Source organism: Zarconia sp. (assembly GCF_057467645.1).
Genome location: NZ_JBRJXU010000079.1, coordinates 16,097 through 37,839 on the forward strand (window position 1 = coordinate 16,097; position 21,743 = coordinate 37,839).

At 50.3% G+C, this 21,743-nt stretch carries 14 protein-coding genes and 1 pseudogene; 4 read left to right on the forward strand and 11 right to left on the reverse strand.

From position 1 onward, the window contains the following. Nucleotides 1-48: 48 nt before the first annotated feature. The 3 genes from AC2215_RS11790 to AC2215_RS11800 form a co-directional block, all read right to left on the reverse strand. Nucleotides 49-2,103, reverse strand: a complete 2,055-nt coding sequence (locus AC2215_RS11790) for an NAD(P)H-quinone oxidoreductase subunit 5 (RefSeq protein ID WP_486810195.1) — start codon at nucleotides 2,101-2,103, stop codon at nucleotides 49-51. An 825-nt stretch (nucleotides 2,104-2,928) separates the two neighbouring features. Beyond that, the gene (locus AC2215_RS11795) at nucleotides 2,929-3,315 is read right to left on the reverse strand and encodes a thioredoxin family protein (RefSeq protein ID WP_486810196.1); all 387 of its coding nucleotides are present in this window, start codon (nucleotides 3,313-3,315) and stop codon (nucleotides 2,929-2,931) included. A 113-nt stretch (nucleotides 3,316-3,428) separates the two neighbouring features. Beyond that, the gene (locus tag AC2215_RS11800) at nucleotides 3,429-4,139 is read right to left on the reverse strand and encodes an NnrU family protein (RefSeq protein ID WP_486810197.1); all 711 of its coding nucleotides are present in this window, start codon (nucleotides 4,137-4,139) and stop codon (nucleotides 3,429-3,431) included. Nucleotides 4,140-4,538: 399 nt separating this feature from the next. Here AC2215_RS11800 and cpcD/petH point away from each other — a divergent pair, with 399 nt between their 5' ends. Next, the gene (gene cpcD/petH, locus AC2215_RS11805) at nucleotides 4,539-5,753 is read left to right on the forward strand and encodes a bifunctional rod-capping linker CpcD/ferredoxin--NADP reductase PetH (protein ID WP_486810198.1); all 1,215 of its coding nucleotides are present in this window, start codon (nucleotides 4,539-4,541) and stop codon (nucleotides 5,751-5,753) included. Nucleotides 5,754-6,203: 450 nt separating this feature from the next. Here cpcD/petH and hpsN read toward each other — a convergent pair whose 3' ends face one another. The 5 genes from hpsN to AC2215_RS11830 all read right to left on the reverse strand — a co-directional run bounded on the left by hpsN (nucleotide 6,204) and on the right by AC2215_RS11830 (nucleotide 13,796). Further along, complete coding sequence (hpsN, locus tag AC2215_RS11810) at nucleotides 6,204-7,181, reverse strand: hormogonium polysaccharide biosynthesis glycosyltransferase HpsN (RefSeq protein WP_486810207.1); 978 nt, start codon at nucleotides 7,179-7,181, stop codon at nucleotides 6,204-6,206. A gap of 379 nt (nucleotides 7,182-7,560) precedes the next feature. Then, the gene (locus AC2215_RS11815) at nucleotides 7,561-8,787 is read right to left on the reverse strand and encodes a TPM domain-containing protein (RefSeq protein ID WP_486810199.1); all 1,227 of its coding nucleotides are present in this window, start codon (nucleotides 8,785-8,787) and stop codon (nucleotides 7,561-7,563) included. A gap of 132 nt (nucleotides 8,788-8,919) precedes the next feature. Further along, complete coding sequence (gene hpsL, locus AC2215_RS11820; protein WP_486810200.1) at nucleotides 8,920-10,581, reverse strand: hormogonium polysaccharide biosynthesis protein HpsL; 1,662 nt, start codon at nucleotides 10,579-10,581, stop codon at nucleotides 8,920-8,922. 364 nt (nucleotides 10,582-10,945) lie between these two features. After that, a complete protein-coding gene (glmM, locus tag AC2215_RS11825; RefSeq protein ID WP_486810208.1) occupies nucleotides 10,946-12,415 on the reverse strand; it encodes a phosphoglucosamine mutase in 1,470 nt (489 codons plus the stop codon). Between the two features lie 445 nt (nucleotides 12,416-12,860). Continuing rightward, a complete protein-coding gene (locus tag AC2215_RS11830; RefSeq protein ID WP_486810201.1) occupies nucleotides 12,861-13,796 on the reverse strand; it encodes a polysaccharide deacetylase family protein in 936 nt (311 codons plus the stop codon). Nucleotides 13,797-14,023: 227 nt separating this feature from the next. On the opposite strand from AC2215_RS11830, the gene AC2215_RS11835 reads away from it, so the two are divergent. Together AC2215_RS11835 and AC2215_RS11840 are read left to right on the forward strand one after the other, a co-directional pair. Next, the gene (locus AC2215_RS11835) at nucleotides 14,024-14,305 is read left to right on the forward strand and encodes an acylphosphatase (protein WP_486810202.1); all 282 of its coding nucleotides are present in this window, start codon (nucleotides 14,024-14,026) and stop codon (nucleotides 14,303-14,305) included. A 659-nt stretch (nucleotides 14,306-14,964) separates the two neighbouring features. Then, nucleotides 14,965-15,609 (forward strand): ABC transporter ATP-binding protein, encoded by a 645-nt coding sequence (locus tag AC2215_RS11840; RefSeq protein ID WP_486810209.1) that lies wholly within the window; start codon nucleotides 14,965-14,967, stop codon nucleotides 15,607-15,609. 342 nt (nucleotides 15,610-15,951) lie between these two features. Here the strand turns inward: AC2215_RS11840 and AC2215_RS11845 are convergent, their stop codons facing one another. Continuing rightward, the gene (locus AC2215_RS11845; protein ID WP_486810203.1) at nucleotides 15,952-17,976 is read right to left on the reverse strand and encodes an amylo-alpha-1,6-glucosidase; all 2,025 of its coding nucleotides are present in this window, start codon (nucleotides 17,974-17,976) and stop codon (nucleotides 15,952-15,954) included. 722 nt (nucleotides 17,977-18,698) lie between these two features. On the opposite strand from AC2215_RS11845, the gene AC2215_RS11850 reads away from it, so the two are divergent. Further along, entirely contained in the window at nucleotides 18,699-19,925 is a 1,227-nt protein-coding gene (locus tag AC2215_RS11850) for a hybrid sensor histidine kinase/response regulator (RefSeq protein ID WP_486810204.1), read from the forward strand. Between the two features lie 246 nt (nucleotides 19,926-20,171). Here AC2215_RS11850 and recA read toward each other — a convergent pair whose 3' ends face one another. Then, a complete protein-coding gene (recA, locus tag AC2215_RS11855) occupies nucleotides 20,172-21,281 on the reverse strand; it encodes a recombinase RecA (RefSeq protein WP_486810205.1) in 1,110 nt (369 codons plus the stop codon). Nucleotides 21,282-21,385: 104 nt separating this feature from the next. After that, a pseudogene (locus AC2215_RS11860) lies at nucleotides 21,386-21,743 on the reverse strand (hypothetical protein); the annotation flags it as partial.

Below are 21,743 nucleotides of genomic sequence, written 5' to 3' on the forward strand. Positions count from 1 at the left end.
CGAACGTTGCATCCGAACTCCACTCCGATCGAGATCGCTAGCAATCGATCAAGTCACGCCAAAGAAGACGACAATCCCCAACACAGCGGCAAAGATGGTTAGGGCGTAAAATTGGGCGCGACCGGTTTCTAAGTATTTGAGTCCTTCACCACCCAACATGGTGGCTAAACCCGTCAGGTTCACCGCACCATCGACGATCCGGTAGTCCACTTCCATCACCTGTCGGGCGAGACGACGAGAACCTTGAACGAACACAGAATCGTAGATATTGTCGAAATACCACTTATTGAGGGAGAACCGGTAGAGGGGTTGAATTTTGGCGGCGATCGCTGCTGGATCGATTTGACCCTTGAGGTACATCAAGACGGCTAGAGAAATTCCCAACAGAGAAATTCCCACGGAACTACCTGCCATCAGGGCAAACTCACCCACTTCAAACTCTTCGGCCATTTCCGCAAAGGTGGGAACGATTTCTCCTGGGGCATGGACGAAGGCTTCAAAGTAGTTGTGCCAGGGCATACCCACAAATCCGATGAGTACCGAAGGAATCGCCAGGATAACCAGGGGTAAGGTCATTGTTGCCGGAGATTCGTGGGGTTCGCTGCTGTGTCCGGATTCGCCGTGCGGTTCCGTTGCCGACTCTAATTCTTTGACATCCATCGCACCGGGACCGAAAACCGGTTCGGCCGAGGCTTTGAGCTGGTTGCGAATGGTGATGTCGTTGCCTCGGAATTCCCCTTCAAAGGTCATGAAGTACATCCGGAACATATAAAATGCGGTAATTCCGGCGGTTAACCAACCCACGAACCACAGTCCGGGATTGGCGGCAAAGGAGGCTCCGAGGATTTCATCTTTCGACCAAAAACCGGCGAAGGGCGGAATCCCGCAAATGGCGATCGTACCGATGAGGAATGTGGTGGAGGTGACGGGCATATATTTGCGCAAGCCCCCCATCAACCGCATATCCTGGGCCAACACCGGATCGTGTCCGACCACTGCTTCCATGCCGTGAATCACCGATCCCGAACCCAGGAACAGCATGGCTTTGAAGTAAGCGTGGGTCATCAAGTGGAATAGTCCGGCCGTGTAAGCCCCAGCCCCCATCGCCATGACCATGTAACCGAGTTGGGAAACCGTCGAATATGCTAAACCTTTTTTGATATCGTTCTGGGTAATGGCAATGCTGGCACCCAGAAATGCCGTCAAGCACCCCGTCCAGGCGATGACATTCATCGTTACCGGCAGTCCCTCGAACACGGGGAACATCCGCGCGATGAGAAAAACTCCAGCGGCAACCATCGTCGCTGCGTGGATGAGGGCGGAAATCGGAGTTGGCCCTTCCATGGCATCGGGCAGCCAAACGTGGAGGGGAAACTGGGCGGATTTGGCCACCGGACCGAGGAAGACTAAGATCCCGAACAGGGTGGCCAGAAAGACGCTGAGGGAACCAGAGGTCACAGCATCTTGCAGGCGTTCCCCGACGACTTCAAACTCGAAACTGCCGGTTGCCCAGTAGAGTCCGAGCATTCCCAGGAGTAAGCCGAAGTCGCCGACGCGGTTGGTGACGAAGGCTTTTTGACAGGCATCGGCAGCCGCCTTGCGATCGAACCAAAAGCCGATCAGCAAGTAGGAACACATCCCCACCAATTCCCAGAAAATGTAGATTTGCACCAGATTCGGACTGATGACCAAGCCTAACATCGACGAGCTAAACAAGCTCAGATAGGCATAGAAGCGCACGTATCCGGGGTCGTGAGCCATGTAGCCGTCTGTGTAAACCATCACCAACACGGCCACCGTCGTCACGATCGCCAACATCACCGCCGTTAGGGGATCGATGACGTAGCCCATTCGCAGGTGGAAGTCTCCAGCCGCTGCCCACTCGATGGTGTGGGTGTAGGGAGCGTGACCGTGAATCTGACTCCACAGCAGAGCGAACGAATGGGTCATCGCCGCACCTAAGAGGGAGATAATCAGAACAGCGTTCGACTGTCGCAGACGATTCGTTGCTCCGTTATAAGTAATTAAACCCACGCCGACCAGCATTGCGGCCACGAGGGGCAACACTGGAATCAACCAGGCATATTGGTATATCAGTTCCATTGCGAGCCGATTTAATATTTCTTTACATCGTTTGGCAACAACGATTACATTGTGACACACCAGTAGGTGAGTAGTCCTACTGTCGTTCTAGACCGTCGAATTTATAATTTTGTCTTTACATTTTCCATCATGAAAAAGTGAGTTCGCGATTGCCTGAAACCCCATTTCAGACCGGATCGATTTCGACTCGGATTGCTAGGAGCAACAGCTTTTAGACCAACGATCTAACATGTAACATTCCTTAATCCGAACGGACGTAAAAATACGACCATCCACTCAAAAATAACCGATAGAATCCAGAGAAGACAGCCACCAAACGGACGATCTTTTTCAGGGGTCTGATGTTATAGCAGTTCGCGCTCTTGACGTTACACATTTTCCGTCATGGGGAAGGGGGAATGGAGAACACCGATTTCTTCGATTTGTGTCAATAAACTGATGACGAAACAGTATCAATCCAGTTTAATTCCCAGTAAGTTGCGCGAAGAAGCTCGAGAGGCGAGGGAGAAAAAATCCGAGCGCGCGCACTCGCTTGCTCCAACTGGCGACAGCTGGGTAAACAGGCGTAAGATACACGTGTGAACTTAGGTTCTCCTAACGCTCGTTGCAACTGCTATCAATCGTTTTCGAGTTCAAGTTGCTCATCAATAACCAGCGATCGATGGGGGAGCGGACACTCCGCTCAACTCCGATTTTCCCAGAGACGCTCGTCCGTCACATGTAGACCCCTTTCCACACAAAAATACTCGACGAGCTTTCGAAAACTCGTCCGAGGGTCAAAATTTCACATCCACTCAGAAATGTATCGCGAATTGATGAGAGCTCCTAGGCTGGAAATTTCTGCCGAGATTCGATGGAAATTGCTTCCATCGCTTTCCCCGCGCAATATTGAGTCATATCTTCGAGAACCTGACGCAAGGCATCTTGTCCGTGAAACCCCTCGAAACGACGAACGACCCGCTTTCCATCAAACAAGATTAAGGTTGGCAAGGTCGTGAGTCGGTATTGGCTGGCTAATTTCAAACTGCGATCGGCATTCACCCCCACAAGTTCCATGCGATCGCCCCATTGCTCCTGAAAGTTCAACAATATGGGATTAATCCGCTTGCACAATCCGCACCAAGGTGCCCAGAAATGAACTAGGACGGGCGTAGATGCATTTAACACATCTCGTGCAAAGCTTTGCTCATCAGTAGAAATAAGCAAGGTCATTTGTCTTTATTAAAAATTTAGTATGTATATGGGATCATGCTACCAGGCTACGTTCCCGAGTAGCAGGTCATTGTTCAAGTTTAAGAGCGAAAAGTCCCTAGCGATCCCCATTATCAGAAAAGATTTCCCGTTGCCTGCATCAACCAGGGATGCGCCCACCAAAATCCAAAGACGAAGGCGACGACTCCCACGTAAGCCGGACGGAGAAATTCCTGCCATTCAAAGGTCTGTCGTCCTTGGGCAATGGCGAGGAAGGGGACGATCGAAGTTCGAGATTTGAGGGCGTCAAAGGATTCTCCATAGCGACGCTTCAGACGGCGATCCCCATGCCAAACGGCAAAAACATGGTGGGCAATCAGCCCCAGAGAAGTCACCAGAGTAAACGTCGTTCCCAGCCATAGAGTATGGGCCACGCACCAAATAACCTGTCCTACCATCTGCGGGTGGCGGCACACGCGCATGATGCCTTTTTCAAATAAGTGAACTTGAGGACGGGCAATTGCGGCAACTTCGAGTAAGTTAAATGTTGCCGGGTAGAGAAATAGAAACGAGATGAAAGACAGACCCCATACGAGAGGTTTCATCGCAGGAATCCCTTGAAGCATCCACAGTTGTGCCCCTTCGTAGCGATGGTTGATGAAGTAAACGATTAAAATGACGGCTGAGGGCAAACTGAGAAGGGCAAACAGGACGCGGTAAAGTCGAGCGCCGATTTTTGATTCTCCCCAGGGCCGCAAAGCCGCCAGTCCGCTATGAATGATGGCAAATCCAAGTAGCAGACCGACCATAATGAAATGGGCCGGCGTGAGCCAGTCGTAGAGCATGAAGGTAACGAAGAGCAATTGGAACAGCGACGCTTATATCCTCAAGCCCAACACCAAAAATCTGCGGAATATAGGGGCCGATCGGGTAGCGTCCGACTATCCATAGTAGAAGAAATCGCCCTCTTAAAAAAACTTAAAACTGATATCTAGTTAACAGTTCCAGATCGATCGCCTTGATAGCCTCTTACCAGAGGTTGCTTTGGTTATCCCACCTTGGCATTTAGAATGAATAGATGAAGTCCCGTCCGATCGACTCTCCAATGTCTATTGGGCAATGTTCATTGGACCAAAGGTCTTGCGTTCCAAGCGTACGAGCAGATCCTAGTGGTTGGTTGAGAGTTGTGAGAACGGGACGATCGAATATGAAATTCAAAAAAAGGATTCGGAGAATTTTCATCAATGTACAATCCCAGCGCTGCTGGTGCGAATAGCACGATCTCAGGTAGCCGCCTATTTGTTTACGAAGTCGAAGGCTTAGGGCAAAGCAAAAATTCCGACGGGACTTGCTCTGCGGTACGTCAAAGTGGCAAACAATCTTTCACGGTGCCCTACTCGCGCATGAACTCCGAGATGAAGCGCATTTCCCGCCTAGGAGGAAAAATCCTCAGCATTCGGCCGCTAAACGAGTCTAGTGGGGATAGCCAAGCCGCCTCTGCAAACCCACCTGTCGCTGCAGAAGCGAGCAAAACCATGACTCAAGCACAAGACCAACCGGCCAAAGCCAAAAAGTCGAAAAAAAATATCCCAGTCAACACCTACCGCCCCAAAAACCCTTATGTGGGTGAGTGTCTCTCCAACGAAGGACTCGTCAGAGAAGGTGGAGACGGAACCGTGCGTCACCTGACGTTCGATCTGTCTAAAGGGGATTTGAAGTATGTCGAAGGTCAGAGTATCGGTATTATTCCACCTGGCACCGACGATAAAGGGAAACCCCATAAATTGAGATTGTATTCGATCGCCTCGACTCGTCACGGCGATCGGGTTGACGATAAGACCGTTTCTTTGTGCGTTCGACAGTTAGAATACGACCATCCCGAAACTGGCGAGCGGGTATATGGAGTTTGCTCGACCCACCTATGCAATCTCGATGTCGGTGCTGAAGTCAAAATCACCGGACCGGTGGGCAAAGAAATGCTGCTCCCCGACGATGAAGATGCCACCATTATCATGATGGCAACGGGAACGGGAATCGCTCCCTTCCGGGCTTATCTGTGGCGGATGTTCAAAGAGCAAAACGAAGGCTACAACTTTAAAGGTTTGGCTTGGTTGTTCTTTGGTTGCGCCTACACCCCCAACATTCTCTACAAAGACGAGTTGGAAGCTATCCAAGAGAAGTATCCCGATAACTTCCGCTTAACCTATGCCATCAGCCGCGAGCAGAAGAATGCTGAAGGTGGCAAGATGTACATCCAACACCGGATTCAAGAAAATGCCGATGCGCTGTGGGAGTTGGTTCAGAAGCCCAACACTCACGTCTACATCTGCGGTTTGAAAGGAATGGAAGGCGGCATCGATGAAGGAATGTCTGCTGCGTCTTCCAAGCATGGCGTGGACTGGAGTGCTTTCCAGAAGCAGATGAAGAAAGAACATCGCTGGCACGTTGAAACCTACTAAGATCGGGCGGCACACCGATCGGGCTTTCCCCGCAGTTTGTGGGTAAATCCTCCAAATCGGGTAGGGAATACCTACCCGAGTTTCTTGTTGCGCCAGTTCGAGTTCGGGAGATTTGCGGGTCGTTTAAACGATATCGGTGCTGACAACGTTTCGGAATCCGTTCTAGAACAAGATCGAAATCTGCCATGGTCGATCGCATCGCGGTATTCAGGCTGGTTAGGACATTTTTGTGCGCGATCGATTGGTGATGCGAGCGAGATGTTTGCGCTCGCGCGCGCTTCGCGAACGCACTAAATTGTTCTAACATCATTGAATATAGCTATCACTCGAGACTCCATTCCTCACCCTGGCAACAAACGGTCCGAGCCCGAATTGAGTTTTTTTAAGGTTGTGAGATGTTGAGGAGACTCCTAAAGCCCCCGAGACTTCTCATCAGCTGAATGTCATCCTTTATTTCAAACCCACCTGGCGCGTATAAACTTGACCGTCATCCCAAAGGGAGTAAATCGATGTTTTTAGGGCGCTAAGCAAGCCCAAACTGTAGAAACCCAATCGCACTATTGTTTTGGAAAGGGAACTGCATTTGTTACAGGGGGGATGTCCCAACACGTGGCAGTCGAAGAGCTTGCTAAAAAAGCGTAGAGATTGAATGGGGGTGAGGTTTTTGAGCCCCATCCAGAAATGATTGTGGTAGAACGTGAGTTGATATTGGAGCGATCGGGTCGTAATATCGTGGCATCCACCCGTTTCTTCTCCCAAATGCACTAACGAGGCTTCGGGGTCGTACCAAATTTTGTAACCGGTTTTGCGGAATCGCAGGCAAAAATCCGACTCTTCGCGCACTGCACTGCCGCGAAATCGCTCGTCGAAGCGCAATCCGTACTTCTCGAAGACATCCCGGCGAAAAGACATATTGCAACCCCGCGCCGAGAGAACCTGCTGGGGTTGGGTGGTATGTACTAAGTCAATATGATACCAGGCGATTCCCGGGTCCATCGCTTCCGGGGGTAGGGTTTCAATGGCGAGTGCGCCGCCGGAGTCCGCCAGTTTCATGCGATCGAATACCCGTCCGGCAACCGCCCCCACATCGGGTTTTTCGATGTAGTTGCGGGCGTGGGCTTTGAGATAGCCGGAGTCGAGTTCCACGTCATCGTCGATAAACAGAATAATTTCTCCAGACGATCGCGCCACCGCATAGTTCCGCGCCCCCGGCAAACTCGCCCAATCCACGCGGAACCACTGAATCTTGCCCGCATCGGCAAATTCTTGCAGACAGGCTTCGGTTTCTGGTTCGTGGGTTGGGGTTTGATCGACGACAATCGTCTCAAACTGCGGGTAATCTTGGGCGAGAACATCGACGAGGGTATCTCGCAGGGGTTCCTCCCGTCCGTAGGTGGGCACGATAACAGAAATTGAGGGCCAGTTCATCATCTCGCAGCAAATAGACTTAGATAAGAATGACGTTGACGATCGAGAAATTTGACGCTAGCCGATCGCAGAGGCTAGACTCAAGCGCACACCTCAATTCTAGTCTAAGTAATTTAAGGATTCGCCCGCAAAATTCATTGATTGACTTCACTTTTTGTCTTTTTAATTAGGTGGAAATGCTGTAGATTCTACTTTTTTATACACAAACGATCGATTTTGAAATTATTTCTCCAACATCCAATTTTGGGAAACTTTTGCTGATACCTCGCTCCACTCATGTGGTGAGGATGCAGACAAATTACCCTTGTCCCCTGCTCAATTGGGTTTTGGATAGTTTAGTTGCACATGGCGTAAGGTAAGTATTAAACCAAACTCGATTTTACCAATCTCCACCAGCGCCGCCACCGCCACTTTCACCACCGCCAAAACCGCTAGAACTACCACCGCTGCAGCTACTACCGCTACTGGAACTGCTACTATAGCTACTACCCCAGCTACTACTGCTACTAGAACTGCTGCTAGAATTTCGACTCGAAGGACGACGAGTACTCGAAGAGGGGGATTGCCGAACCAAACGTGGGATAGTTGCGTACTCCTGGGTTTTGTAGTCGCAACAGTAACATTCCCAAGTTGTGGAACGCTGTCCGTGCTGGGAGTACGTTGGCTGCTCAACGATCGAACTCAATCGCTCCACCGTCCGTTCTTGACATTGGGGACATTCTTGGTAAGCCGTCGCAGGATTCACGTAAGCGCGCAAATGAAACTTACCCTGTGGCAGAGGTGGTTGGCAGTGGTAGCAATGCCAACCAGCAAATTCCACGCTATTGAGTTCTCGGGCCGTTTTTTGGGGCGGTGTCAATCGAGTCGATAAGATATCCGGAGTGATTTCAACCATCCGAGTGCGGCAAGTTTGGCAGCATACGGGAACCTTTGTCTCGTAGCGTCTTCGATTGTTAAATTGCGATCGCCCTTCTGAAGGTAGATATCGGGGACGACGATCGATTTTATATTTTACGAACCATCCTGCAGCCACCAGCGTCATCCCGGAACCGAAGAGTTGCCAGAGGGAGAAGGGGGAATTTTGTTGGGGTGTCGTTGTATCTAGAGCCGTAACCAAGGCTTGGGTTCCCGCTAACACGCCGCCATCCATATTTCCCGCTTTAAATTTGGGAACGATGCGGGTTTCAATAATTTGAGAGACGTTTCGATCGGGCAAAATCGGTTCGATGCCGTAACCGGTTTCGATTTCGACGCGACGATCGCCCACAGAAACAAGCAATAATACGCCGTTATCTTCTCCTTTTTTACCAATTCCCCAATCATTAAATAAAGCCGTTGTAAATGCTTTGGGAGAAGCGGCTGGGGTTGTTTCTGGAACGGTGACTACGGCAATCTCCGTGCCATTTTTTGCTTCTAATTGGGAAATCGTCCCGTTTATTTTTGCTTCGGTTTCATCGCTGAGAATATCTGCCATATCCGTCACCCAACCGCTATTGGTTTCGCGGGGATTGGGAACGGTCTGGATTTCTAGAGCATGAGAGGCGATCGGGAAAAAGATAACGCTTAATAAACCGATCGAGAAGTTTCGCGTGAGGCTCGACACCATAAATTGCATCGATCGAGCCAGGGACAAAGCCTGGAACTAATCTATCTAAATTTATTAAAACAATTCTTTTTTGAATTGTCTCGCGATCGAGCCTTCATAAAACTCATAATCTTTCGTCAGATTTCAGGAATCTTAAACCTGCGAAAGTTGCCTTTTTTTTCTTCGTTTCTTTGAGGGTTCTGGGACAGCTTCCGAGCGATCTCGCATTTTCTCCCGTTCTTGCTTATCGATATCGGGTAACTTGAGAATGGCACCCGCTACCATCCAGTAGTAAACGGCGATCGGATCGACATCGAGAGGGTAGTAATAAGTTTGATAGCTAATAAAGACTATCAAAACCCAAAAAGCCGAACCATAACTGCGCAAACTTTTATCTTTAACCGATCGATAGGCTTTAAACGTACTCACTGTAATTGCCGTCACGCAAGCTAAAAATGCGATCGTCCCGAACGGACCCAGTTCGTAAAAGAGTTTGGGATAATAGGTTTCAATCAGCTTGGCTTTTCCAAATACGCGAGCAGAATTGGTGGCGCGTCCCACGCCATTTCCCAAAAGACTACTTTCTTTTGAGGTAAACTCAAATTGGTGGGCGATAAAATCCGTGGGTGGCGAAGCATTCCAGCGAGAAACAGTACTATCGATCCGCTCTTGAATCACTTCTGGAAATAGGATAGTCGCCCCCACAATTAAGATGGCAATGCCACCGGCAATGGGAATAAATTGTTTCAGTTTAGTAATTTTTCCCGTCACTACCAGCAAAATGATAGTGAGAACCGGAACCAGAAGCAGTGCAATTCGTTGACCGGAAATTACAGCATTCATAAAAACCAATGCCATCCCCACAAAACTCACAATTTTCCACTTAAAAGATGGATCGTTAAAAGCTGAGGCAAAGGTAAAAAATGTATTGCCAATTAAAAACCAGGCCCACTGCCACGGTGCCACTAATGTTCCCGGCAAGCGAATCATCCCTTGCGAAGGACTATAAACTAGGGAACCACCAACCAAACATTTGGCTTCGAGGGTTGCTTTAAATAAGTCTTCTCCCAACAAATGATCGGTGCCTTGACACCGACCGGTTTTGAGCATCATATACTGCATCACTCCCAAGAGGCAGCAAATAATCACCAAAACAACGTGGGTGCGAACGAAAAGAAGAAACTCCCGTTTTCCCTTCAGAAGATGATAGGTACAGGTAATTAACGGTACGTATCCTAAAAGGACTTTCAGACCCAAAACGCCCATCAGAATCGGCTGCCCTTGGGGTTTCGATGAAAATTGCTGCGCGCCGTTGACAAATAGTAACGTCACCAAACAAGAAACGATTAAAATTGCCAGCGGAATTTTTAAATTCTTGGGTTGAATCCAAGGCTGTTTGCGTCGCCCCAACTGCTGAAACATCGCGAGCATTGCCGGGATGAAGAATCCATCTTTCGCCAGTTGGAAGAGGGCATTTCCGCCGCCAATCCAGTAGGTTACCGTCCCGGCAAAGGGCATGTAGATAAAAAATCCCCATAATGCTTGAATGGGGTACTTGTAAGAAAGAGCGAGAACCACAATGCCACCACCACCGGCAATAGCCAGTTTCGGATCTTTGACGAAAAATAAGATCGCACCGAGAATCGCCCCAATACTGCCAGCAGCAACGAATGCTTGGATAAACTCTTTACGCTTTTTTGTGGCTTCGCGCTTTTTTGCCTTGAGTTCTTTTTTACTGAGGGTTGGCGTTCGGGAATTCGCGTCCGGTTTAGATTTTCGGGATTTCTTCTTAGACTTTTTTTTTGTTTTTGGCATCGAAGAAGGATCGGTGTGACTGGCGCGTGGATTCGTAAGTAATCAGTAATCAGTAATTCGTTTAATTTTTGTTTTCATTTGAAGCTAGAGGCTTTATCCTATTCGATTAGGTTAAATGTCTAGTACTTATTACGAATTGACCGATTACCGATTACTTAAAATTGAGGGGTTGAGGTAAGAATTTAATCCAGGGGAATAACATTAAGAACTTGACTTCAATCCCATGGCAAAGCTCTAACAACGTTATAACCCAATGATTAGACTCTAATTACACTTGAAACTCTGCACCCCGATCCCAATTCCGAATCGCCTCAACCCCGATCGAGCCAGCCTCATGATTTCGTACTGAAGTCGATCGCTCGACCTAGCCCACTAAGTGGCGTTCGACTGCCAAAACTAAGGTATCCGCCCAGTGGCGAGCGAGTTCGGAAGTGGCTGCCTCCACCATAACTCGGATAACTGGCTCCGTGCCAGACGCGCGCACCAGGACCCGTCCGCGATCGCCCATGGCGGTTTCTGCTTGGGCGATCGCCTTTTGAAGAGGTTCGCATTCTTTCCAGTTCGCTCGGGTTTGACGATCTTCAACCCGCACGTTCACCAACAGTTGGGGATAGGTTTGGAAGCTGTCATCGATGGCGTCGGATAGGGCGATGTTGTGGCGACGAACCAGTGCCGCCAAGTGCAACGCCGCCAGCGTTCCATCGCCACCGATGCCGTAATGGCTGCAAATGATGTGACCGGATTGTTCTCCGCCTAGAGTTGCCCCGGTTTTCTCCATGGCAGCGTGAACGTGTCGATCGCCCACTGCCGTGCGGATGAAACGACCACCTCGGGCTTCCCAGGCGCGCTCGAATCCCAGATTGGACATCACTGTGGTGACGATTTCGTTGTTAGGCAACTGTCCGGCTTCCTGCAGTGCCGACCCCCACAAATACAAGAGATAGTCTCCATCCACCGGTCGTCCCAGGTTATCCACCGCTAAGACCCGATCGGCATCGCCATCAAAGGCAAAACCCATATCTGCTTCGTGTTCGAGGACAGCGCAGCGCAGGGGTTCGAGGTGGGTGGAACCGCAGTTGACATTGATGCGATCTCCATCGGGTCGATCGTGGAGGCAAATGACCTGGGCACCCATGGCTTCAAAGATGTGAGATGCGAGATTCGCGGCCGCCCCCCAGGCTAAATCCAAGACGATTTTCATGCCCCGAAAATCCACGTCTGGCTGTAGGGGGTTGGAGAGGGAATCGGCGTAGACTTTCACCAGTTCCGGGCGATGGTGGTGCTGTCCCCAGATGGGTAGCGAGGCGAGTTGGGGAAGATTGCCGCGCACCCCGGCTTCGATCGCCTCTTGCATAGCGCCAGAGAGTTTCGTACCGTTCGCCCCAAAAAATTTGATACCGTTATCTTCGGGTGGGTTGTGGCTGGCGGAAATCATCACCCCCCCGATGGCTTCGGTGTGGCAGGCGAGGTAAGCGACACTAGGAGTCGGGCACAATCCGATATCCCACACGTCAAGTCCGGCAGCGGTCAAACCCGCAGACAGGGCCATGGCGAGCATACTACCAGAGTTGCGCGAATCCCGAGCCAGGACGATCGGTCCGGAAGTGGCAGCGCGATCGCTCAACACGCGACCAGCCCAGAACCCGACGTGCATGGCTAAGGGGGCCGTTAACAGCTTGCCGACGCAACCGCGAATGCCATCAGTACCGAATAGGGGAGTTGAAGGAAGAGGAAGGGGCGAACTAAAGGGGTTAAAATCTGTGGTTTCGAGTTGCGATCGCGAAGAAATGCCGGAAACGCGACGACTTGCCGACGAGTTCCGCGCCGAAGACATAACCATAAATTTTTTGCTCCTCACGAAATACATATACCTGGACAGAGGATAGCACGCAGAACCAGGGATGAAAATTATTGAATGTCAGTTCGGAATCATACTAAATCCGGTTTGGGTGGGGTGTAGGGTGACTGGGTGTGGATTTTAGAGATCCGGTTCTAAGCCCATCCTACTCCAACACTCGGATTTGATTCGCGCACTGACTCATGTTCGTGGGTGACTCCAGGGTGCCGCTTAGCGAACGTCCGTTTTGGATTGTTGTATCCAGTGAGTGTGAGGAAAGGGGTTAGGGGAAATGGGAATAGAGTGTCACGCGCGAGGAGATTGACCCTGGTGTTGTCTGCTGACTCTTGATGCGATCGCTGCCATGCTCTACCCTACACGATCTTAATTTTTACTTTATAAATAACCTTGTATCACTGATCGCTTATTACTTATTACTTAACTAAATCCATCCCCCTTTTGCCAAACGAATTAACCGTTGCGGTGGGATATTTTTATGAATGCTAATCCGAGGAATTTGATAGGGATTTTCAAGCCTTCCTTTGAGCGTTTTATTGCTATAATTATATCCAGACAAGTAATATTTCTGGACTGCATTTTCGACGCGCTCGTCTGCCGAGCCGAAAGGGTAAGCAATATGATTGGCGACGGTGCGATCGAGATCGAGAGCGCCAGTACACTCTCGCAACATGTTTTGAGACCGGGAGAGGTCGTCATCAAGCTTTTGCGGCTCTAACTCCGTCAAATTCGTATGATTTGCACCATGGGATTGCAGGTCGTAAAATCCGGCTGTCAATCCTTCCCGAAAATCTTCGCAACTTACCCGATCTAACCCACTGGGTAAGTCTCGTCCCAGTTTTCCCATAAAAGGTGGATTGACAAACCACACAACCTCGATCGAACGTCCGTATTTTGCTTTCAGTTTTTCGGCTAAATCGAAAATATTATCGTGAGCGCTTTGATACCCATCATCGACGGTCACCATCACTCTTTTTTGCCCCTTTCGCTCCTCTGGAATGGGTTGGGGATTGGGACTCACAAAATAATCGTATAGATCTTGCGTGGAGAGAAACCAGTAGTTATTTTTAACTAAAAAATCGAGTAATTCTTCTAAGTTTTGTTTGGTATAGTCTCCATGACCTATTTTTCGCTGGGGGGGCATTTCTTGAGGATTGGTAACATCGATAATATCGTGAAACCCAAAAATCGCAATTTCCTCAGTGACGAGTTCTGCAATAACTTTGGTGAGAGTCAAGCCTAATACAAAAACCAGCAGCAGACTCACAATTTGTCGGCGACGGCGAGTTCCCCACTTTTGTAACCCTTCTCGTCCTTGCTTGACTCTCAGTTGAAGATAGGCTTTAGTGCGTGCGAGCAAAAACGGCTTCCCTCCCGTGACAATAATGTTCGATATCAGTCGCCAGAGCGGTTAGGACACCAAAATCCCAAACGTGCATTTTTCTGCGGACCTCCCCTGCCTCCCAACGATCGGTCTTTCCTTGCGTATGCGCGCGCCCTGCGGAGTCTGAGCGCTGCCCACTTTCACGCAGTGTCCTATATTGATTTGGCAACTGCTATGACCCCATCTTTAGGTAACAGAGTACTATGGAATTCTCGAAAACTCACGTTCGCGCTTATATTTCCGGTCGAGTGCAAGGTGTTGGGTATCGCTTTTGGACCCTGTGCGAAGCCGAAGCCTTGGGGATTGCCGGTTGGGTGCAAAATTTGCCCGATGGTCGCGTGGAAGCGGCTTTTGAAGGAACCTCAGCCCAAATCGAACAGATGCTACAGCGGTGCCATCGCGGTCCCCAAAGGGCGAAGGTGGAAAATGTGACGGTTGAGAATCGGGCACATCAAGGTTTGCAGGGGTTCGAGATTCGGCGCTAAATTCAAGCCATTGAGGAGGCGATCGCTCGCCCTTTCAAATGGTTTTCTCAGTTTAGATTCATACAATTGTCACTCAGCCGATCGGAAAATTAAGACAGAATATGCAACATATAGATAGACGCGGAGCAAAGAACCCATTCCTTGGGCCCTAAAGTTTCGATAACTCCGAACCCACAATGACCTCCTGCAACCGCGTGTGTCCCCCTTTAACCGGGAATGTCCCGAGTCGTCTGCGTTCTAACCGTGAAGTTCGAGAGCGACTCCATGACTGTTTCCGGTTAACGCTAGGTAATAATGGAGTTATTTCGATAACCTCCCTTGGCAAACGTAGTCGGTCTTCTTCCCCATAAGGTGCCAATTGGTGCCCGATTGGTCCGATTCGATGGCTGCATTGCAAGTAAGTCTCCAGTATCGGACTGTTACTTAGAACCGCTCGCCCGTTGTCATTCACTTTCAGGGCCCGATCGGGTTCGCGCGCACGTGCATAAACTCGCTCCGCTCAGACGTATGTCAATAATGAGGACTCGACTGGAACACATATAATGATTACTGTTTCACAACTTCAGTCTCCTGTGTCTACCCAACGTTCCCAGACGGTAGCAACGCCCATTTGCTCGAACAACATTCATGCTGGTGCCATCGCTGCTGAGGGAATTGAAATGACGTTTCACTCTGGAGCGTTAGGTTCTCGGGTGCTCAAAGGAATCGATCTGACCATCCCCCAAGGAAGCATTCAGATCTTGATGGGACCATCGGGATCGGGGAAAACCACCTTACTTTCTATTTTGTCGGGATTACTGACCCCCACGGCCGGTCGAGTGTGCTTGCTCGGTCAAAACATTACCCAGATGTCTCGCCGGCAACTCGCCAAATTTCGTCTCGACCATATCGGCTTTATTTTTCAGGGATTTAACCTGTTTCCAGCCTTAAGTGCCGCCGAGAATGTGGAAGTGGCGCTGCATTTAAAAAACATTCGCGGTCGCAAGGCGCGAGAGCGGGCGCACGATTTGCTCGAACAGGTGGGTTTGGGCGATCGCATCCATAATTTGCCCCGGAACCTCTCAGGGGGACAAAAACAGCGGGTGGCGATCGCGCGAGCTTTGGCGGGCAACCCCCAACTGATTATGGCTGACGAACCCACTGCCGCTCTCGACTCTCAAAGCGGTCATACCGCCATCGAACTCTTGCGCAAACTGGCCAAAGAGGAAGGTGTTACCGTCTTGATGGTGACTCACGACCCCCGAATTCTCGATGTGGCCGATCGCGTCGTTCACCTCGAAGACGGTCGGTTAACGTCGAAGTAAGACTCTGTCTGGCATCGGGTCATTTCGGGCGATGGTGGGGAATGGGGAATAGGGACTAGGGAATGGGGATTGAGTACTTTCCTCCTGAGCCACCAGATGTCGCCAGTGTTGTCGCTTCGCTTTCGCGAGGCTTGCCGACCGCCCGAACGTCACCCTGAGTCGACCTCCCGGCGAGGTAGCTCGAGCAAAACTGACGTTAAGTAATCAGTCGTATCGGTTAAGCCCGAATTCAACGTAACGTGCCCCTCTTCATTCATTCAGAAAAATTACCCATCCCATTCGTTTGTTGAATCCTCCGATCGTCAGTACAGGTCTAACGGATGACTTTCAACGGATTACTTATCAACCGAACTCCCGCGCATTCTGGGATGAAACGAGCGATCGCACCCGCAGTACCTCCGCAACGCTCCAAGCCTGGGCAAAACACCCCCTGGGAGTCATGGGTGCATCGCCATCGAAAATTTCGCTAATACTCCCCAAACCCGCCCCGTTCAGGTGCTGTACCATCGGCTCGAGGAATTCGAGCGCTCGTTGAGGATCGTTATAGGCGCGGAAGTGAGCCTCTACGAAAGGACCGATGAGCCATCCCCAGGTGGTTCCCTGGTGGTACGCGCCATCTCGCTGGTATCGATCGCCTCCGTAACGGCCTCGATACTGGGAATCGCTGGGGGCAAGCGATCGCAGCCCGTAGGATGTGAGTAATTCCCGGCTGCAAGCATCGACGATCGCCCTTTGTTGCCGGAGTTGGAGGAGGGGTTGGGCGTACTTACCGCAAACTCCCGATAGAGAAACCGCCAGCAGTTGGTTCGGACGCAGGGCATCATCGTTGCCGGAGGGAGTATCGAGGACATCGTAACAGTATCCGGCGGTCGGATTCCAAAAGCGCTCGAACCCGGTGACCGTTCGTTGGGCGAGCTCGCGATATTCGCGATCGGGACGCTGAAGAATTTTGGCGATTGCTTCGGCAATTCTCAGGGTGTTGTACCATAGGGCGTTAATCTCGACGGGTTTGCCGTGGCGTGGCGTCACCACCCAGTCATCCACTTTGGCATCCATCCAGGTCACCTGCACCCCCGGTTCTCCGGCGTAAATCAATCCATCCTGCCGATCCCAATGGATGTTGTATCGAGTGCCCCGTCGGTACCAGCGGACGATTTCTTCGATGGCGGGGAAAATGGCTTCTAAAAAGTCGCGATCGCCTGTAGCCGCGTAGTACGATCGCACCGCTTCAGCAAACCAGAGACTGGCATCGACCGTATTGTAGGCTGGAGTATCGCCGCGATCGGGAAATACATTGGGTAGCATTCCCCGATCGAGATAGCGAGCGTAGGTTCCCAAAATCATCCGGGCAATATCCGGTCGTCCGGTGAATAGAGTTAATCCCGGCAAGCTAATCATCGTATCGCGCCCCCAATCGGCAAACCAGGGGTAGCCGGCAATGATGGTTTTGCCGTCGGGTCGATCGCTCAGAGGACGGCTGACGATAAACTGGTCGGCCGCCAGAACCAGGCGACGGGTCCATTCCGGTTCCTGGGTGGATTTGAGATAGGAGGCTTTCGATCGCAAATTTAGGAGTTCCCGTTCGTAGGTGCGGCGCGCTTCTAAAGCCGTTCGACCGTCTAAATTAGCCCTCGAGTCGGTACTGGCAACTACCGTCAGGGACTCCCCCGGTTCCAGGGTGGTGTCGAAGGTGGCAGCGTGGAGGTGACAATCTCGATCTCCAGTTCCCCGATACCGTTCGATGGCCAGATCGAAGTTTTCGTACCAGGTTGGCGCGCTCGATTGGGTAACCTTGGGGCGATCGAGTCGCAGGTAAAAGGGGACGGCCCGCGGGTCGGCAACCAGGCGGTAGCCCCCTTCAACCGCTTCAATTTGCCAATTTCTTTTGCTGCTTCCGCCGTGGAAATCGCGATAGTTGACGAACGCCTTCACAGAGAGTGCGAGTGCCGCAGAACCCCGCGTGAAGGTATAGCGAATGTAGGTTGTATTTTGCCCCTGTTGCATCCACACCCGCTTTTCGAGCAAGGCTTCCCCACAAGCGAACGTCCAAGTGGGAATCGTGCCATCGAGGCGGAAATGTTGGAGGTGATGGTAGCCCGATGGGTTCACCGTCCCATTTGCCCAGCGATTGGTGTCGAGGGGATAGGTGCAATTGCGATATCTAACGGTTTGAGCAAACTTGGTAACGAGTAAGGTGCGATCGGTGGGGGGGCTGAGTGCGGCAACCAGCAAGCCGTGATAGTGGCGCGTCAGCACGCCTGTAACAGTTCCGCAGGCAAAACCGCCGATGCCATTGGTCACCAGCCACTCCCGCGATTCGCCCGCCTTGAGATCGGCACAAATTTCCCGTCCGAAAGAGATATCCATAGCGTGTGAGATTGGGTGCGATCTGAAATTCGATCGTGTCATTCTATTATGCCTACGCCAAATGGCCGATCGAACTCCGTCAATTCAAGACCTCCGAAAAAGTTGCTCGATCGGTGGGGGAGCGATCGTCAATTGAAGACAGAAAATCGAGATCGTGATTCTTCTGAGTTGTTACCCCAATCCCCCTTCTCCTCTATCTCTAAATGAGATGAAAAAAAATCCCCATCAACATAGCGTCGATGGGGGTTCTGATTCGGGGTGCTTTTTTTTGGGTCTTGAGATGACTAGACTTATTAAACAAGTTTTTATGGAGGTTTCCATCCGCCAAATGGCTTAAATTCATAGATGGTGTCGGAACTCGGATCTATTTTTCAATCGAGTCCGAGAGAATTTAGGTCGAAGTTGGGAATCGTTTTAGACTGGGGAACGAACGCGAGTCTTGAAACCATAGAGAGCAACCGTTAAAATTTGAAGACTAGATGGGATATTGCCCATACCAGCTACGCCGTGACAGACTTCACCCGTCCGATCTGAGAAAATGCAAATGGAGGAGATGAATCCAGAAATCGATCGGTTTGACGGAATATTTTCGATTCAAAACCTCAAATTTTGATGCATCTTCCCTTACAATACCAAAGTAGATAAAATCTTAATCGACAAGACGATCGTGGCTGTCGATCGATTTGCGCCCGTTCAATTTTTCAGATTTTAGAGCGAGCCATATGGAAGATTCTCCCGCCCCAACATTTACAATTCTCATCGTTGACGATAATCCCAATAATTTAGAGCTGCTCTCCGATGTTCTGATGGGAGAGCGATGGGAAATTCTGGTTGCAATGGATGGCAAAAGTGCGATCGAGCAAGCGGAATATGCCAAGCCGGATTTGATTCTTCTAGACGTGATGATGCCGAAGATGGATGGTTTTGAAACCTGCTTGCAACTGAAATCTTCTGAGGAAACTAAAGATATTCCGGTGATTTTTATGACGGCACTTTCGGAGACTGTCGATAAGGTGAAAGGACTGTCAATTGGGGCCGTTGACTACATCACAAAGCCTTTTCAAAGTCAAGAACTTTTAGCAAGAGTTAAAGTTCACCTCCAACTTCGTTCCTTAACCAAAGAACTCTCGAAACAAAATACAGTTCTCTCGGAAACTTTAGAAAATCTCCGTGCCACCCAAAGTCAACTTGTCGAATCGGAAAAAATGGCGGCACTGGGGTCTTTAGTTGCGGGCGTTGCTCATGAAGTGAATACCCCGATTGGGATTGGGGTCACAGCGGCTTCTTTACTCGATGAAAAACTCAATCGAATTCTCGAAATCTATCGAGAAGGGTCGCTAAAACGATCGGAACTCGAAAACTTTTTGGAAACGGCGCAACAAAGCAGTACCATTATTTTGAGCAATCTCGATCGAGCTGCAAATTTGATTCAAAGCTTCAAACAAGTGGCTGTCGATCGCGCTAGCGAATCACAACGAAAATTTCAACTCAAAGCCTATATCCATGAAGTGTTGCACTCGTTGCAGCCGAAACTCAAGTCGACTCAACATCAAGTTATCGTTCGAGATTTTCCAGAAGTCGAACTCAATAGCTATCCCGGTGCATTCGCTCAAATTTTAACCAATTTAGTTCTCAATTCTCTGATTCACGCCTACGAACCAGAGGATGCCGGTACGATTGCCATCACACTGCAACAAGAAAGCGATCGGGTTATCTTAGAATATACCGATGACGGTCGCGGTATTTCTCCAGAGAATCTCAGCCAAATCTTCGATCCGTTTTTTACCACCAAACGCGGACGGGGTGGAACGGGTTTGGGCTTGCATATCATTTATAATTTAGTTACTCAAAAGCTTCAGGGGACGATAAGCTGTGAAAGTGAAGAGGGGGTGGGCACAAAATTTACCCTCGAACTCCCTCTCGAACTCGATATGCAATCGGCAATTTAAACCGGCGATCGATGTTTAAGGATTCAGCAAGTTGGAAGAGAAGCGTGCATCGAAGATTCAAGGTCATCTTTCACAAATATCGATACCGCCTAACATTGAATTAGAAAAATTGGAGAAACGGTAGGGGTGTGATGTGCCAACCCCATTGATGCTCGGTTGTGCGATCGAAAAGACGATAACAAACCCCCACGATGCGATCGCGAGGGCACTTTCGTTTGTCAGGATTTCGCTAACGGCAAAACCCAATTATTTTTTCTTCTTATCCTTCTCCTTCTCTTCAGTCTCAGTAGCAGGTTCGGCGGACTCAGAAACGACGCCAACGGAATTCGCCGAAACCACAGCACCCATTTCCAATTTCTCCCGAACTTGCCGTTCGATATCTGCAGCAAAATCGGGATGTTCCGTCATATAGCCAATCGTATTATCTCGACCTTGTCCCAGGTTATCGCCGTTGTAGCTGTACCAGGCACCGCGACGGTTGATGACTCCCGTTTCTTCCGCTAAATCCAGCAAACAGCCGAGGCTGGAAATCCCTTTACCGAAGAGAATATCGAACTCAGCAATCCGGAATGGCGGGGCAACCTTGTTTTTGGCAACTTTAACTTTGGCACGAATGCCGTATTCCTCCGAACCCTTTTTCAACGTCTGAGAACGGCGAATGTCTAGGCGAACCGAAGAGTAAAACTTGAGAGCATTTCCCCCGGTGGTGGTTTCCGGGTTGCCGTAGGTGATGCCGATTTTCAGGCGCAACTGGTTGAGGAAAATGACGCTGCATCCGGATTTACCAATATTTCCGGTAATTTTGCGCAAAGCGTGGCTCATCAAACGAGCCTGCAAGCCGACATGGGTATCTCCCATATCTCCTTCGATTTCCGCCCGAGGTACCAGGGCTGCCACCGAGTCGACCACCACTAAGTCTACCGCAACCGATCGCACCAGTTGATCGACGATTTCTAAACCCATTTCCCCCGTATCCGGCTGGGAAACGAGCAAGTTGGCAATATCGACCCCCACCGCCGAAGCGTAAGTGGGATCGAGGGCGTGTTCTGCATCGACAAACGCGGCAATTCCCCCCGCTTTCTGAACTTCAGCGATCGCGTGGAGGGCTAGCGTCGTTTTCCCCGAACTTTCCGGGCCGTAAATTTCGATGACTCGTCCCTTGGGCAAGCCGCCACCCAAGGCTAAATCTAGCGTCAGTGCCCCACTGGGAATCGTTTCCACCTTCATCCGGGTGGCATCTCCCAGGCGGATAATCGATCCCTTACCGCACGATCTCTCGATTTGGTTCATTACCAGATCGAGCGCTTTCTGCTTCTCTGGGTTGTCCGTAATCGCACTTGTCGTTACAGTCGCCATGCTTTGCCTCTATCTCGTTGATAAATACTGTTGTTATAAAGGTTCGATCTCTGGTCGATCCGTTCTCGCTTCCCTATTCTAGTTTAGGTTGAACTCTCCCTGGCTTAAAAGACCTGGGATTCTGGGTTCGTGGCTTGGGCACACGCGAGCGTGATGCGGTCTGCCACACCGCGATACAATGTACTCAAGTCACTGAATACGTCATACCGCTTCGGGAGGTTCAAAACTCCCCTACTGACCTTGGCTAAACTTACGCCTAGCTGTGTCGCTACTTTTGAGATGATGTTCGCCGCACCGTTACAATCGGCGTTGACGACTTCCCCGTTAGAAGCTCGATACAAACCCCGCGACACTCGTTTGCCCGACGCTCTCCACTGGCTGGGTTTTTCACCGTGCCTTGGTAAAGAATCACCGTCTAAAAACGATGCCTTCGAGGTATAAGCTTCCTCCGTTTCCACAAAC